Below are 13448 nucleotides of genomic sequence, written 5' to 3' on the forward strand. Positions count from 1 at the left end.
GCAATGACTGGAACCGCCGGGCAACGCCCGGCGGTTTTGCTTTTGCCTGATCGGACGAAGCTCGCAAATGACACAGGAGCGAGGAATGCAGCCAACGATCGAACCCATGCGCGAGCATGATATCGACGTCGTGGCGCGACTGCGGATTGCCGCCTTCTTCGAGGGCACGGGAAGGACGCTGGAAGAGGATGCGGCAGGGCTCCGCAACCTTCTGACCAGAGACGGCTTTGAAACGGCTCTGGTTGCCCGTGTCAACGATGTGCCGGTCGGCACCTGCCTGCTGGTGCACCATGAACTGGAACCGGCGCATGATGTGACACCATGGCTGGCCGGGCTTGTCGTTGATGCCGGCCATCGAGGCAAGGGAACCGGCACCGCGCTGGTCAAGGCGATCGAAGCGCATGCGGCGTCAGTCGGCGTCGAGATGCTCTACCTCTACACATGGCAAGCGCGCGAGTTCTACGCGGCACTCGGCTGGGAAACGGTCGAGATGTGCGAGCAGGGCGGCGAAACGATGATGCTGATGTCGCGCCGGCTGGATCACAGTTTCCCCACGAGATAGCCGAGCGCGAAGACCACTATCAGCCCGATGGCAATGACGTACCCACGCCTGCCGCCAAGCGCGTGCACGCCAACGCCGTGTGGTGGCCGGGACAGGCTTCGGATCACTGTCGGTGACCTGGCATCGTTGCCGCCCAGGCCAACGCTGCGCATTTGCGGCAATTCGGCGAGGCGTTGCGTAACCAGCGCCCAATGATTGGCGCCGGTCGGTTTTTCGGCGCGGTCGAAAACATGCATGCGTTCGGCGAGACGCACCACCGCGTCGCGGAAGGCAGGATCGATCTCGAGATCGCGCTCGGCCCGCTCGCGCTCGGCATCGTTCATCAGGCCGAGCACATAGTCGCCGGCCCTCGCGATGCGGTCGCTTTCACCTGCCATGGCCAAGACCCTCCCCTTTTGCTCACCAGTGTGGCGGTTTGGTCACTGGCACGTCCGGTGCCGCCTGCTCTTCGAGCGCCAGGAAGCGGTCGGTCAGCGCATCGAGCTTGCGCTGCATGCGTTCGATCACCTTCCATTGCTCGGCGATCTGGCCCGACAGTTCCTCGATGGTCTTTTCCTGCTCGGCGGCGCGGATCTCCAGCGTCGTCAGCCGGTCGGTGGGCATGATCATGCAAAGTCCTCAGTTTTGTACCGCGACACCTTGCGCCGCAATGTCAAATCGACCTCTGCATATTAGCGAATGCGAGAGTTTCGGCCACGTTCGAAATTGACAAGAGTGCGGGGATTTGTCGAGAGTGGAGGCTGCTCCGGACAATTGGCACGGGCGGAGCGTCATGCTAGGCGTCTTGACCAAGCGATAAAAAATAAGAGTGGGACGGGCTGCATGGCGCAAGCCGCAATCGAACTGATCGGCATCAACAAGAATTTTGGCGCTGTGCGCGCCAACCGCGACATCAATCTGGAGATCGCGCGCGGCACCATCCACGGCATCGTCGGCGAGAACGGAGCCGGCAAGTCGACGCTGATGTCGATCCTCTATGGTTTCTACCAGGCCGACAGCGGCGAGATTCGTGTCGGCGGCCAGCCGGCGTCGATCAAGACCCCCAACGACGCGATCGCGCTCGGCATCGGCATGGTGCACCAGCATTTCATGCTGGTCGACAATTTCTCGGTGCTGGAGAACATCATCCTCGGCGCCGAAACCGATGCGCTTCTGAAGAGCAGCATCGCGAAGGCGCGCTCCGAGCTTGACCGGCTGGAGCGCGAATATGGGCTGGAAGTCGATCCCGATGCGATCATCGAAGAACTGCCGGTCGGGCTGCAGCAGCGTGTCGAAATCCTGAAGGCGCTTTATCGCGGCGCCGAAATCCTGATCCTCGACGAACCGACGGGCGTTTTGACGCCGGCCGAGGCCGACCACCTGTTCCGCATCCTCAGGCAATTGAAGGAACAGGGAAAGACGGTGGTGCTGATCACCCACAAGCTGCGCGAGATCATGGCCATCACCGACACCGTGTCGGTGATGCGTCAGGGCACGATGGTGGCGACCAGGGAGACCAGGAAAACCACTGTCGAGGAACTGGCGGAACTGATGGTCGGGCGGCGCGTGCTGCTGAGGGTCGAAAAGGGCGAGGCCGAAGCCGGTGCCGTCAAGCTCGTGGTCAAGAACCTGACGGTCAGGGATTCCCGCGGCGTCACCATGGTCGACGACGTCTCCTTCGATTTGCGCGCCGGCGAGATCGTCGGCATCGCCGGCGTCGCCGGCAATGGCCAATCCGAACTGCTCGAGGCGATTTCCGGCATCAGGCATGCCGTTTCCGGTTCCGTGATGCTCGAGGGCAAGCCGATCGATCTCACCGGCAAGGCCGATCCCGGCGAATTGCGCGACCGCGGCCTCGCCCACGTGCCGGAAGACCGCCATCATGTCGGGCTGGTGCTGGCCTTCGAGGAAAACGAGAATTCCATTCTCGGTTACCATGACGATCCCCGCTACCTCAAAGGGCCGTTCCTCAACATCGATGCCATCATGGCCGATGCCAGGGACAAGATCGAGAAATACGACATCCGTCCCGGCAATCCGCGCCTGAAGACCGCCAATTTCTCCGGCGGCAACCAACAGAAGATCGTGCTCGCACGGGAAATCGAACAGGACCCGGGCGTGCTGATCGTCGGCCAGCCGACGCGCGGCGTCGATGTCGGCGCCATCGAATTCATCCACAAGCGCCTGATCGCCATGCGCGACCAGGGCAAGGCGGTGCTGGTGGTCTCGGTCGAGCTCGACGAGATCCGTTCGCTTTCCGACCGTATCCTGGTGATGTTTGCCGGCCGCATCGTCGGCGAGCGCGGCCCCGACGCAACCGAAGGCGAGCTTGGCTTGCTGATGGCCGGTGTCGAACATCAGGAGGCCGCGCAATGAGCACCCCTTACGCCAAATTGCCGGCCTGGGCCGACTACGGGCTGATCCCGCTGATCAACCTGTCGGTCGCCTTCATCGTCGCCGGCTTCGTCGTCATGCTGGTCGGCGAAAACCCGTTCCGCGCCGCCGTCATCCTGGTCGAAGGCGCCTTCGGCAAGGGAACAGGCATCGCCTTCACCCTGTTCTATGCCACGACCTTCATATTCACCGGGCTTTCGGTGGCGGTGGCGGCGCATTGCGGCCTGTTCAACATCGGCACCGAGGGACAGGCCTACATCGCCGGTCTCGGCATCGCCATCGTCTGTCTTTCCTTCGACAGCACTCTGCCCTGGTGGCTGACATTTCCGCTGGCCATCGTCGCTTCGGCGCTTGTGGGCGCATTGTGGGCGCTGATCCCCGCCTACCTGCAGGCCAGGCGCGGCTCGCACATCGTCATCACGACGATCATGTTCAACTTCATCGCCGCATCGATCATGGTCTACCTGCTGGTCGGTCCGTTGAAGCCGGCGGGGTCGCAGGCGCCGCAGACGCGCAACTTCCTCGCCGGCGCGGAACTGCCGAAGCTAAACTGGATCATCGAACTGTTCGGCGCCAAGATCCGCTCGGCGCCGCTCAATGTCTGCTTCCTGCTGGCGCTGGTGATGGCCTTCCTGGTCTGGCTGCTGATCTGGCGCACCAGGCTCGGCTACGAGATGCGCACCTATGGCCACAGCCCGAAGGCGGCTCGCTATGCCGGCATTTCGGAAACCCGCATCATCATTACCGCGATGATGATCTCGGGCGCGCTGGCCGGCATGATGGCGCTCAATCCGGTGATGGGCGACCAGCACAATGTCGCGATCGACTTTGTTTCGGGCGCCGGTTTCGTCGGTATCGCCGTGGCGCTGATGGGCCGCCTGCATCCGGTCGGCATCGTGCTGGCGGCGATCCTGTTCGGCATGCTCTACCAGGGTGGTGCCGAACTCGCCTTCGAGATGCCGGCGATCAGCCGCGACATGATCGTCATCATTCAAGGGTTGGTCATCCTCTTCGCCGGCGCGCTGGAGCACATGTTCAGGCCCTATATCCAGGCTCTGTTCGCTTCGTTCAGCCCCAAATCGGTGGGCATGCAGGCGGTCACCGGGAAGGGAGCCTGAAATGGATATCTTCAACCCAATCATCCAGGTGCTGGACTCGACCATCCGCCTGTCGGTGCCGCTGCTGCTTGCCTGCCTCGCCGGCCTCTATTCGGAGCGGGCCGGCATTTTCGACATCGGCCTCGAAGGCAAGATGCTGGTCGGCGCCTTCGCGGGTGCTGCCGCGGCTTCCGTGTTCCATTCGGCGCTCATCGGTCTCGGCATGGCGATCCTGATCTCTGTCGCCTTCGCGCTGGTGCACGGCTTTGCCTCGATCACCCATCGCGGCAACCAGATCGTTTCGGGCGTGGCGATCAACTTCGTCGCCGCCGGATCGACCATCATCCTTGGCCAGGCCTGGTTCCAGCAGGGCGGCCGCACGCCGGCGCTGCAACCGGGCGAGCGGTTCGAGGCGATCATCTGGCCTGGCGCCGACGCGGCCAGGGACGTGCCTGTCATCGGTCCGATCTATGCCGAACTGATCTCCGGCCATTCGATCCTCGTCTATTTCGCCTTTGCGATGGTGCCGTTCACCTGGTGGGTGCTGTTTCGCACGCGCTTCGGTCTCCGGCTGCGCGCGGTCGGCGAAAATCCGGCCGCGGTCGATACCGCCGGCATCTCGGTCGCCTGGCTGCGCTACCGCGCGCTGATCTGCACCGGCATCCTCACCGGCGTCGCCGGCGCCTATCTGTCGATGGTGCAGAATGGTGGCTTCGTGAAGGACATGACCGCCGGCAAGGGCTACATCGCGCTGGCCGCGCTGATCTTCGCCAAATGGAAGCCGGTCAACGCCATGTTCGCCTGCTTGCTGTTCGGTTTCCTCGACGCGGCGTCGATCCGCCTGCAGGGGACACCGCTGCCCATTGTCGGCAAGGTGTCGGTGCAGTTCATGCAGGCCCTGCCTTATGTGCTGACCGTCATCCTGCTCGCCGGCTTCATCGGCAAGGCCATACCGCCGCGCGCCGGCGGCGTGCCCTACGTCAAGGAACGCTAAGGGTCGACAGTTCGGCGGACGAAGCACCGGGTTTTGGACACGATCATCGGAGAAACAACTGAATGTCGCATGATCTGTTCGAAGCGGCCAAGTCAGCCATGGCCAAGGCCTATGCGCCCTACTCGAAATTCCCGGTGGGGGCCGCCTTGCGCACCGAGGACGGACGTATCTTCACCGGCGCCAACATCGAGGTCGCCTCCTATCCCGAGGGCTGGTGCGCCGAGACCACCGCGCTTGGCCATTACATCATGGGCGGCGGCGGCAAGATCGTGGAAATCGCCGTCCTTGCCGAACGCATGGCCAAATGCTCGCCTTGTGGCGGCTGCCGCCAGCGGCTGGCCGAATTCTGCCGTCCGGAAACGAAGCTCTATCTGTGCGATGCTACGGGCATCGCAGAGACAGTCACGATGGGCGACATGCTGCCCTATGGTTTTCGCGGCGATATTCTCAAATGATAAGCTGGCTCAAAATGAAAAGCTGGCTCAAATGAAACGTAGGCCGACATGACGGAAAAGGCGCTGGACCATCTTATCGAAAGGCTCGATGGCCTGGCGCCGTCGACCGCGCTGGTGCTGGGTTCGGGCCTGGGCGGCCTGGTCGACCGGATCGAAAACCCCATCCGCGTCTCCTATGCCGACCTGCCGGGCTTTCCCCGGAGCGGTGTCAGCGGCCATGCCGGCGAAGTGGTGGCCGGGCTGTTTGCCGGCGTTCCGGTGCTGATGCTGTCCGGCCGCGCCCACTACTACGAGCATGGCGTTGCGGCGGCGATGCGGCCGGTGCTGGAAGTGCTTGCCGGCATCGGCATCACGAAACTGATCCTCACCAACGCAGCCGGTTCGGTCGATCCGGATATGCCGCCGGGCTCGGTGATGCTGCTCACCGACCACATCAACTTCTCCGGCACCAATCCGCTGATCGGCGAGCCGAGCGACCGCCGTTTCGTCGGCCTCACCGAAGCTTATGATGCCGGCATGCGCGACGCGATCGAACGCGCGGCGAAGGCGACCGGCACAGCGCTGCACAAGGGCGTCTATATGTGGTTCTCGGGCCCCTGCTTCGAGACGCCGGCCGAAATCCGCATGGCGCGCATCATGGGCGCCAACGCCGTCGGCATGTCGACCGTGCCGGAAGTCATTCTCGCCCGCTTCCTCGGCCTGCGCGTCGCCGCCTGCTCGGTCATCACCAACCTGGCCGCCGGCATGACCGGCGCCGAGCTTTCGCACCAGGAAACCAAGGACATGGCGCCGGTTGGCGGTTCGCGGCTGGCAACGGTGCTGCAGCGCGTGTTCCGTGACGGGCTGCTGGAGAGCTGATGCTTCCGCAGGAAATCATCCGTCACAAGCGCGACGGCCATAGGCTGGCGCCTCACGAAATCGCCGCCTTCATCGACGGCGTGACGTCGGGCACCGTAACCGACGGCCAGGTCGCGGCCTTCGCCATGGCGGTATTCTTCAACGGTATGAACCGCGACGAGGCCGTGGCGATGACGCTTGCCATGCGTGATTCCGGTGACGTGCTCGACTGGTCGGATTTGCCGGGCCCCGTCACCGACAAACATTCGACGGGCGGTGTCGGCGATAATGTCTCGCTGATGCTGGCGCCGATCGTCGCCGCCTGCGGTGCCTATGTGCCGATGATCTCGGGCCGAGGTCTCGGCCATACTGGCGGCACGCTGGACAAGATGGATGCCATTCCCGGCTACATCAGCCAGCCCGACATCGCGCTGTTCCGCAAGGCGGTGCTGGAAACAGGCTGCGCCATCATCGGCCAGACCGCCGATCTGGCACCTGCCGATCGCCGGCTTTACGCCATCCGCGACGTCACCGGAACCGTGGAATCGGTGCCGCTGATCACCGCATCGATCCTGTCGAAGAAGCTCGCGGCAGGCCTGCAATCGCTGGTGCTCGACGTCAAGGTCGGCAATGGCGCCTTCATGGAGAAATCCCGCGATGCGACCGCGCTCGCCAACAGTCTGGTCGAGGTCGCCAGCGGCGCCGGGCTGAAGGTCTCGGCGCTGATCACCGGCATGAACGAACCGCTGGCTTCGGCCGCCGGCAATGCCGTCGAGGTGCGCAACGCCGTCGATTTCCTGACCGGCCGCTTCCGCGACCGGCGGCTGGAGGACGTGACGCTGGCGCTTGCCGCTGAAATGCTGCAGTCGGCAGGCTTGGTATCGTCCAACCAGGACGGGATGCGCCGCGCCACCGAGACGCTCGCCAGCGGCCGCGCCGCCGTCACCTTCGCGCGCATGGTGACCGTGCTTGGCGGCCCTGCGGATTTCATCGAGAAGCCGGAAAAGTACCTGCCCGGGGCGGCAACGGAATTCGCGGTCAAGGCGACGACGGACGGCTTCGTTACCGGCATAGCCACCCGCGACATCGGCCTCGCGGTGGTCGGGCTGGGCGGCGGGCGCACACGGCCCGACGACAAGGTCGACCCCGCGGTCGGCATCACCAGGCTGCTGCCCATAGGCGCGGAAGTAAACGCCGGAGATGCGCTGGCGCTGATCCACGCCCGCTCACCCTCCGATGCCGAGGCGGCTGCCGCGGCCGTGCTTTCAGCCTATGCGATCGGTGCTTCGAAGCCTGCCGCCGACAAGTCGGTCATCCGGCGGATTCTGCCGCGCGACTGAGTGGACCCTACTGAACCAGCAGCAATGTGCCGTTCTCGGCCTGATACTTGCCGAGCCGGTTGAGAAAACTCATGCCGATCAGGTTGGTGCGCAGTGCCTTGTCGTCGAGCACGATCGCCTGCACACCGTCGACGCTGATGCTGCCGATCTGCAGGCGGTCGATCATCACCACCGCGGCCTTGATAACGCCGTTGGCGGTGCTGACCTCATGACTGAAATCGGAAGGATTGAGCGACAGCCCGATCCTGCGCGCCGTCGACGTATTGACCGCCACCAGCGTCGCGCCAGTGTCGATCATGCCGTCGACCTGACGGCCGTTGAGCTTGAAGGTGGACGAGAAGTGTCCGCGCCCGTCAGCCGCAACCACAACCTTGCGGCCGGTCGGCAGCGGCGCCACCGGCTTGTCGGGAACAGATGCCAGACTGGCCTCGGGTTGCGTCTCGGCCGCAGGCTTGGCCGTCACCGCCGATTTCAGCAGGTTTTCGAATATTCGCGGATTTGACTGGTAGACAACCGGGATCGATGCCGACGCACCGGCAAAAACGCTGAGAATGAGAAGCTTGCGCAGCATGGATCGGCCTTTGTGAAAGTCGACATTTACCACGTCATGATGTTTGCTTTTTTAACGCGGGCCGAAACCGCAGGTTTTCGTAAACAAACCGTATCGGGCCGGGGAATCGCCAGCCTGTATCAGTAGTGTTGCTCCTNGCCTATGCGAATTTATGGATCAATGACGGCTTCGCTATTCGTGAAAACGCCTGCTGAAACATGGATTCGCTAACGCCTGGCATTAGAGACGACAGTTTGCCAAATAGGTATTGGGGATCCGTTGCGCTACGTGGGAAGGAGATTAGCGTCGTTGGAATGTCGTTTCTTGACAATGATTCAATCAGATTTGCGAACTTGCGATACAAAACGTCAATCTGTTCATCCGCATGGTCCGTCTCCCACAGTCCTCCCGCAACCGGGGAGCCGTCTGGCGAGCCAGTTGTTATTTCCTGCACGTAAGCTCGACTGGCCGCGGCATCCTCAAACCGTCGGACCGGAATGACGACGTGATCTATCTTAATGCCAGCAGCCAAGACCGCGTCCACATTCTCACATAGAAATGGACTCTTGATTATTCTCGGGCCACACGGATCAAAGATCCCTCTTTCCAGGCCGGCTCGGGCTTTCGGAGAATAATCTGTCGCCGACCATTCGCCGGTATCCAGACCAAGCTCTGTTAGCAGCTCGACAAGATAAGTGGTTCCAGCCCTCCCCGTCCCACTGATGAAGATCCGCCTTGTGTCTTTCGTGGGGCGCCTTAATCGAGGCAAGAATCCGAGTATGGGTAACATGACGAAAATACCTGGAGGCCAGAAAACTACTGCTCAATTCGCCGGTACGGGGACGTTCTATAGACCTAAGACGATCAGACAGTCTATTTCGTCCCGTACATGCGGTCGCCGGCGTCGCCGAGGCCAGGCATGATGTAGCCCTTCTCGTTGAGTTGGCGATCGATGGACGCGGTGAAGACCGGAACATCCGGGTGCGCCTTGGTAAAGCGCTCGATGCCTTCGGGCGCCGCCAGCAGGCACAGGAACCGGATATTGGTGGCGCCGCGCTCCTTCAACTTGTCGATCGCCGCGATCGCCGAATTGGCTGTCGCCAGCATCGGGTCGACGACGATGACCAGCCGGTCGCCGAGGTCGCTCGGCGCCTTGAAGAAATACTCGACAGCCTCCAGCGTCTCGTGATCGCGGTAGAGGCCGACATGGGCGACGCGGGCCGCCGGCACCAGGTCAAGCAGGCCTTCGAGCAGGCCGTTGCCGGCGCGCAGCACCGAGGCGAAGACCAGTTTCTTGCCCTCCAGCGTCGGAGCTTCCATTGTCTCCATGGGCGTTTCGATCGTGGTCGTCGTCAGTTCGAGATTGCGGGTGACCTCATAGCCGAGCAGCAGCGAAATCTCGCGCAGCAGCCGCCGGAAGCCGGCCGTCGAGGTCTCCTTCTTGCGCATGATGGTCAGCTTGTGCTGGACAAGCGGATGGTCGACGACGGTGACGCCCTTCATGATGTTCTCCTGATGCGGTGTCGCCCGAAACCGCGCGCATGGACCCTTTCGGACGTGTCGCGCTTCAAGCTGCTTGGGCGAACCCTAGCGGTATTGGACCGGCCAAGGAACCGCTTGGCCCGCATCGACCACAGCTTTGTCGGAAGAAATCAGCGAGCGGCGCTGTTCAGCCGGGCAAGAAGCGCCGCTTTGGTCTTGCGGTCGACGAAAGCCGCCTCGATGGCCGTCCTGGTGACCGCGGCGAGCGCTTTCTCATTCATCGCGAAATGCTCCGCCGCAATGTCGTATTCGCGCTTCAGCGAGGTCCAGAAATAGGGTGGGTCGTCGGAGTTGAGCGTCACCTTGCAGCCCGCCGCCTGCAGGGCCGGAAACGGATGGTCGGCGAAACTGTCGAAGACCTTGAGCGCGATGTTGGAACCGGGGCAGCACTCCAGCACGACGCCCTCGTCAGCGATTCGCCGGACAAGGTCGGGATTTTCGATGGCGCGCACGCCATGGCCGATGCGCGACGGGCGGATATGGTCGAGTGCCGCCTGGACAGTCTCCCAGCCCGTCAGTTCGCCGGCATGGACGGTGATGCCGAGCCCGGCCTCCCGCGCGATCTCGAAAGCCCTGACATAGTCTTCCATGTCGCCCGTGCGCTCGTCGCCGGCGACGCCGAAACCGGTGACCAGCGGATGGCCGCAGCGCGCCGCGAAGCGTGCCGCCCGCTCGATCGATTCGACGCCGACATGGCGCACGCCGGTGACGATCATGCGGCCCTCTATGCCGGTCTTGGCCTTGGCGCGCAGCATGCCTTCGCCGAGCGCATCGGTGTAGGCCTTGGGCGACAGCCCGGCTTTCGTCGCGTGGTCCGGCGAGGTGAACACCTCGGAGTAGATTGCCCCGTCGCGGGCCAGGCTGGTCAGATAATGGTCGGCCAGCCGCGCGTAATCCTCCTCGGTCCGGAACAGGTCGGCGGAAAAATCGTAAGCCGCGAGAAAGGAGGTGAAATCCTGCCAGACGAAGGACCCGTTCTGGATATAGGGCGAGGTATCCTTGCCGTATTTCTGCGCCTGGCGGATGACGAGATCTGGCGCCGCTGCCCCTTCGATGTGGCAGTGCAGTTCCGCTTTCAAAGGCATTCAAACATCCCGTCGGTCAGTCCAGGTCTTGAAAACCCACCACCTGGAAGCGCGGCTGAACACCGCGCCTTAAACAATAGCGCCCGCATCATCGATCGGCTATGGTCCCGCCGGTTTTATGACGGATCAAAAAAATGTCAGTTGAGAGAACCACGGCCGCCGGCGGCATGGAAACCTCCTATGGTTTCAAGCGTGTAGGGGAAGGCGAGAAGCAGTCCTTGGTCAATGAGGTTTTCCGCAAGGTCGCCAATCGCTACGACCTGATGAACGACCTGATGTCAGGCGGCCTGCACCGGCTGTGGAAGGATGCCATGGTCGCCTGGCTCAATCCGCCCAAGCGCTCGGGCTGGCGTGTGCTCGATGTTGCCGGTGGCACCGGCGACATCGCCTTCCGCATCGTCGATGCCAGCCATGGCCATGCCCATGCCACCGTGCTCGACATCAACGGCTCGATGCTCGCTGTCGGCCGTGACAGGGCCGAAAAGAAGGGCCTGTCCGGCAACACCGATTTCGTCGAGGCCAACGCCGAGGAACTCCCCTTCCCTGATGCCAGTTTCGACGCCTACACCATCGCGTTCGGCATTCGCAACGTCCCGCATATCGACGTGGCCCTGGACGAGGCGTTCCGCGTGCTGAAGCCCGGCGGCCGCTTCCTGTGCCTGGAGTTTTCCGAGGTCGAGATGCCGTTGCTCGACAAGGTCTACGAAGCCTGGTCGTTCAATGCCATTCCCAGGATCGGCAAGTTGGTCACCGGCGACGGCGAGCCCTATTCCTATCTGGTCGAATCGATCGCGAAATTCCCCAATCAGCAAAACTTCGCGGCGATGATTTCCCGCGCCGGCTTCGATCGCGTTTCCTTCCGCAACTATTCAGGCGGCATAGCGGCCCTGCATTCGGGCTGGAAGCTTTGACGCCGTCGCCCATCTCCAACACGCGACGTGCCTTGCGCCAGTTCAATGAACCGGTGGGGCGGACGCGGCCATGAGCACCGTCAGCGCGGGGTTCCGGCTCGTACGGGCCGGTTGGGTGCTGGTGCGCGAGGGCGTCGTCGCTGCCTTGCCCGGCGAGGAACTGTCCGGCCTGCCGAAATTCGGCTGGCGGCTGGCGCGGCTGTTCACCCGCCGCCGCGCGCTTGCCTATGAGCGCAGCGACCGGCTGGCCAAGGCAGTGGTCCGGCTCGGCCCATCCTATGTCAAGCTTGGCCAGTTCCTGGCGACGCGGCCCGATGTCGTCGGCAACGACATGGCGCTCGATCTCGCCATGCTGCAGGACAAGATGCACACCTTCCCGACGGCCGAGGCGGTCGCGGCGATCGAAGCCTCGCTCGGACGCAAGCTCGGCGATCTCTACAAGCAATTCGGCGACCCGGTCGCCGCCGCCTCCATCGCTCAGGTCCATGCCGCTGAAACCGTCGATGGCGGCGTCGCCAGGAAGGTAGCGGTCAAGGTCATCCGGCCAGGCGTGCGCCGCCGCTTCTTCCACGACCTCGAAAGCTATTTCCTCGCCGCCCGCCTGCAGGAAAAATACATACGGTCGTCGCGCCGGCTGAGGCCGGTCGAAGTAACCGAGACGCTGGCGCAGACCACCAGGATCGAGATGGACCTGCGCCTCGAAGCGGCCGCGCTCTCGGAACTTGGCCAAAGCACCAGGGAAGACCCTGGCTTTCGCGTCCCTTCGGTGGACTGGGAACGCACCGGTCGCGACGTGCTGACCATGGAATGGGTCGACGGCGTCAAGATGAACGACCTCGCCGGCCTCGAAGCCGCCGGCCATGACCTGAAGGCGATCGCCGCCAATCTCATCCAGTCCTTCCTGCGCCATACGCTGCGCGACGGCTTCTTCCATGCCGACATGCATCCGGGCAATTTGTTCGTCGAGGCAAACGGCACCATCGTCGCCGTCGATCTCGGTATTGCCGGACGCCTCGGCAAGAAGGAGCGCCGCTTCCTCGCCGAGATCCTCTACGGCTTCATCACACGCGACTATCTGCGCGTCGCCGAGGTGCATTTCGAAGCCGGCTATGTGCCGCGCCAGCACAACGTCTCCGCCTTCGCGCAGGCGATCCGTGCGATCGGCGAGCCGATCCACGGCCAGCCGGCCGAAACCATTTCTATGGCCAAGCTTTTGACGCTGCTGTTCGAGGTGACCGAACTCTTCGACATGGCGACACGGCCTGAATTGATCCTGCTGCAGAAAACGATGGTGGTGGTCGAGGGCGTGGCGCGTACGCTCGATCCGGCTTTCAACATGTGGAGGACCGCCGAGCCGGTAGTCAGTGGCTGGATAGCCGGTAACCTCGGGCCGCGCGGCTTGCTGACCGACGCGCGCGACGGCGGCAAGGCGATGCTGGCGCTGATCCGCCAGGCGCCGGAACTCGCGGCCCGTACGGAACGGCTGTCGAGAGAGATCGACCTGATGGCCGAGCACGGCCTGCGCTTCGATGAGGCGACCGCCCGCGCCATCGGCAAGGCCGAGGCACGCTACAGCCGTTCTGGCCGTGTGGCGCTGTGGGTGATCGCGCTGACGCTGGTCTATATCGCCTGGAAGCTTCTTTAGCCCCGCCGCCGCTTCGAGTCCTGCGGCTTGCGGCAACTTGATTGCATTGCTATCATC

14 protein-coding genes are annotated in these 13448 nt (G+C 63.2%); 9 read left to right on the forward strand and 5 right to left on the reverse strand.

Going from position 1 to position 13448, the window contains the following annotated elements:
- Positions 1 to 85 precede the first annotated feature (85 nt).
- Positions 86 to 562 (forward strand): GNAT family N-acetyltransferase, encoded by a 477-nt coding sequence (locus M653_RS0108735; protein ID WP_027142999.1) that lies wholly within the window; start codon positions 86 to 88, stop codon positions 560 to 562.
- Here M653_RS0108735 and M653_RS0108740 read toward each other — a convergent pair.
- Together M653_RS0108740 and M653_RS0108745 are read right to left on the reverse strand one after the other, a co-directional pair.
- Entirely contained in the window at positions 541 to 939 is a 399-nt protein-coding gene (locus M653_RS0108740) for a hypothetical protein (protein ID WP_027143000.1), read from the reverse strand. The two genes, M653_RS0108735 and M653_RS0108740, sit on opposite strands and share 22 nt — an antisense overlap.
- 22 nt (positions 940 to 961) lie before the next feature.
- A complete protein-coding gene (locus M653_RS0108745; RefSeq protein ID WP_181165827.1) occupies positions 962 to 1168 on the reverse strand; it encodes a SlyX family protein in 207 nt (68 codons plus the stop codon).
- A gap of 216 nt (positions 1169 to 1384) precedes the next feature.
- Between M653_RS0108745 and M653_RS0108750 the strand changes: the two genes are divergently transcribed.
- From M653_RS0108750 to deoA, 6 genes are all read left to right on the forward strand, one after another.
- A complete protein-coding gene (locus M653_RS0108750; protein WP_027143002.1) occupies positions 1385 to 2917 on the forward strand; it encodes an ABC transporter ATP-binding protein in 1533 nt (510 codons plus the stop codon).
- Positions 2914 to 4053 carry an ABC transporter permease gene (locus M653_RS0108755; RefSeq protein WP_027143003.1) on the forward strand — a complete coding sequence of 380 codons (1140 nt, stop codon included), beginning with the start codon at positions 2914 to 2916 and terminating at the stop codon, positions 4051 to 4053. Before M653_RS0108750 ends, M653_RS0108755 begins: the two co-directional genes overlap by 4 nt.
- A 1-nt stretch (position 4054) precedes the next feature.
- A complete protein-coding gene (locus M653_RS0108760) occupies positions 4055 to 5026 on the forward strand; it encodes an ABC transporter permease (RefSeq protein WP_027143004.1) in 972 nt (323 codons plus the stop codon).
- A gap of 62 nt (positions 5027 to 5088) precedes the next feature.
- On the forward strand, positions 5089 to 5481 hold the full coding sequence (gene cdd, locus M653_RS0108765; protein ID WP_027143005.1) for a cytidine deaminase: 393 nt from the start codon (positions 5089 to 5091) through the stop codon (positions 5479 to 5481).
- A 48-nt stretch (positions 5482 to 5529) separates the two neighbouring features.
- Entirely contained in the window at positions 5530 to 6339 is an 810-nt protein-coding gene (locus tag M653_RS0108770; RefSeq protein WP_027143006.1) for a purine-nucleoside phosphorylase, read from the forward strand.
- Complete coding sequence (deoA, locus tag M653_RS0108775; protein ID WP_027143007.1) at positions 6339 to 7658, forward strand: thymidine phosphorylase; 1320 nt, start codon at positions 6339 to 6341, stop codon at positions 7656 to 7658. The genes M653_RS0108770 and deoA overlap by 1 nt, the downstream gene beginning before the upstream one ends.
- Positions 7659 to 7665: 7 nt before the next feature.
- On the opposite strand, the gene M653_RS0108780 is transcribed toward deoA, so the two are convergent.
- The 3 genes from M653_RS0108780 to M653_RS0108795 form a co-directional block, all read right to left on the reverse strand.
- The gene (locus tag M653_RS0108780; protein ID WP_027143008.1) at positions 7666 to 8229 is read right to left on the reverse strand and encodes a TIGR02281 family clan AA aspartic protease; all 564 of its coding nucleotides are present in this window, start codon (positions 8227 to 8229) and stop codon (positions 7666 to 7668) included.
- A gap of 852 nt (positions 8230 to 9081) precedes the next feature.
- On the reverse strand, positions 9082 to 9711 hold the full coding sequence (gene upp / locus M653_RS0108790) for a uracil phosphoribosyltransferase (RefSeq protein WP_027143010.1): 630 nt from the start codon (positions 9709 to 9711) through the stop codon (positions 9082 to 9084).
- 149 nt (positions 9712 to 9860) lie between these two features.
- A complete protein-coding gene (locus M653_RS0108795; protein WP_027143011.1) occupies positions 9861 to 10835 on the reverse strand; it encodes an adenosine deaminase in 975 nt (324 codons plus the stop codon).
- A 134-nt stretch (positions 10836 to 10969) separates the two neighbouring features.
- Between M653_RS0108795 and ubiE the strand changes: the two genes are divergently transcribed.
- Together ubiE and ubiB are read left to right on the forward strand one after the other, a co-directional pair.
- Entirely contained in the window at positions 10970 to 11746 is a 777-nt protein-coding gene (gene ubiE / locus M653_RS0108800; protein WP_027143012.1) for a bifunctional demethylmenaquinone methyltransferase/2-methoxy-6-polyprenyl-1,4-benzoquinol methylase UbiE, read from the forward strand.
- 70 nt (positions 11747 to 11816) lie between these two features.
- Positions 11817 to 13391, forward strand: a complete 1575-nt coding sequence (gene ubiB, locus M653_RS0108805; RefSeq protein ID WP_027143013.1) for a 2-polyprenylphenol 6-hydroxylase — start codon at positions 11817 to 11819, stop codon at positions 13389 to 13391.
- The last annotated feature ends 57 nt before the right edge of the window (positions 13392 to 13448 follow it).

Source organism: Mesorhizobium sp. WSM3626, from assembly GCF_000513935.1.
In the GTDB taxonomy this organism is placed as follows: Bacteria; Pseudomonadota; Alphaproteobacteria; order Rhizobiales; family Rhizobiaceae; genus Mesorhizobium; species Mesorhizobium salmacidum.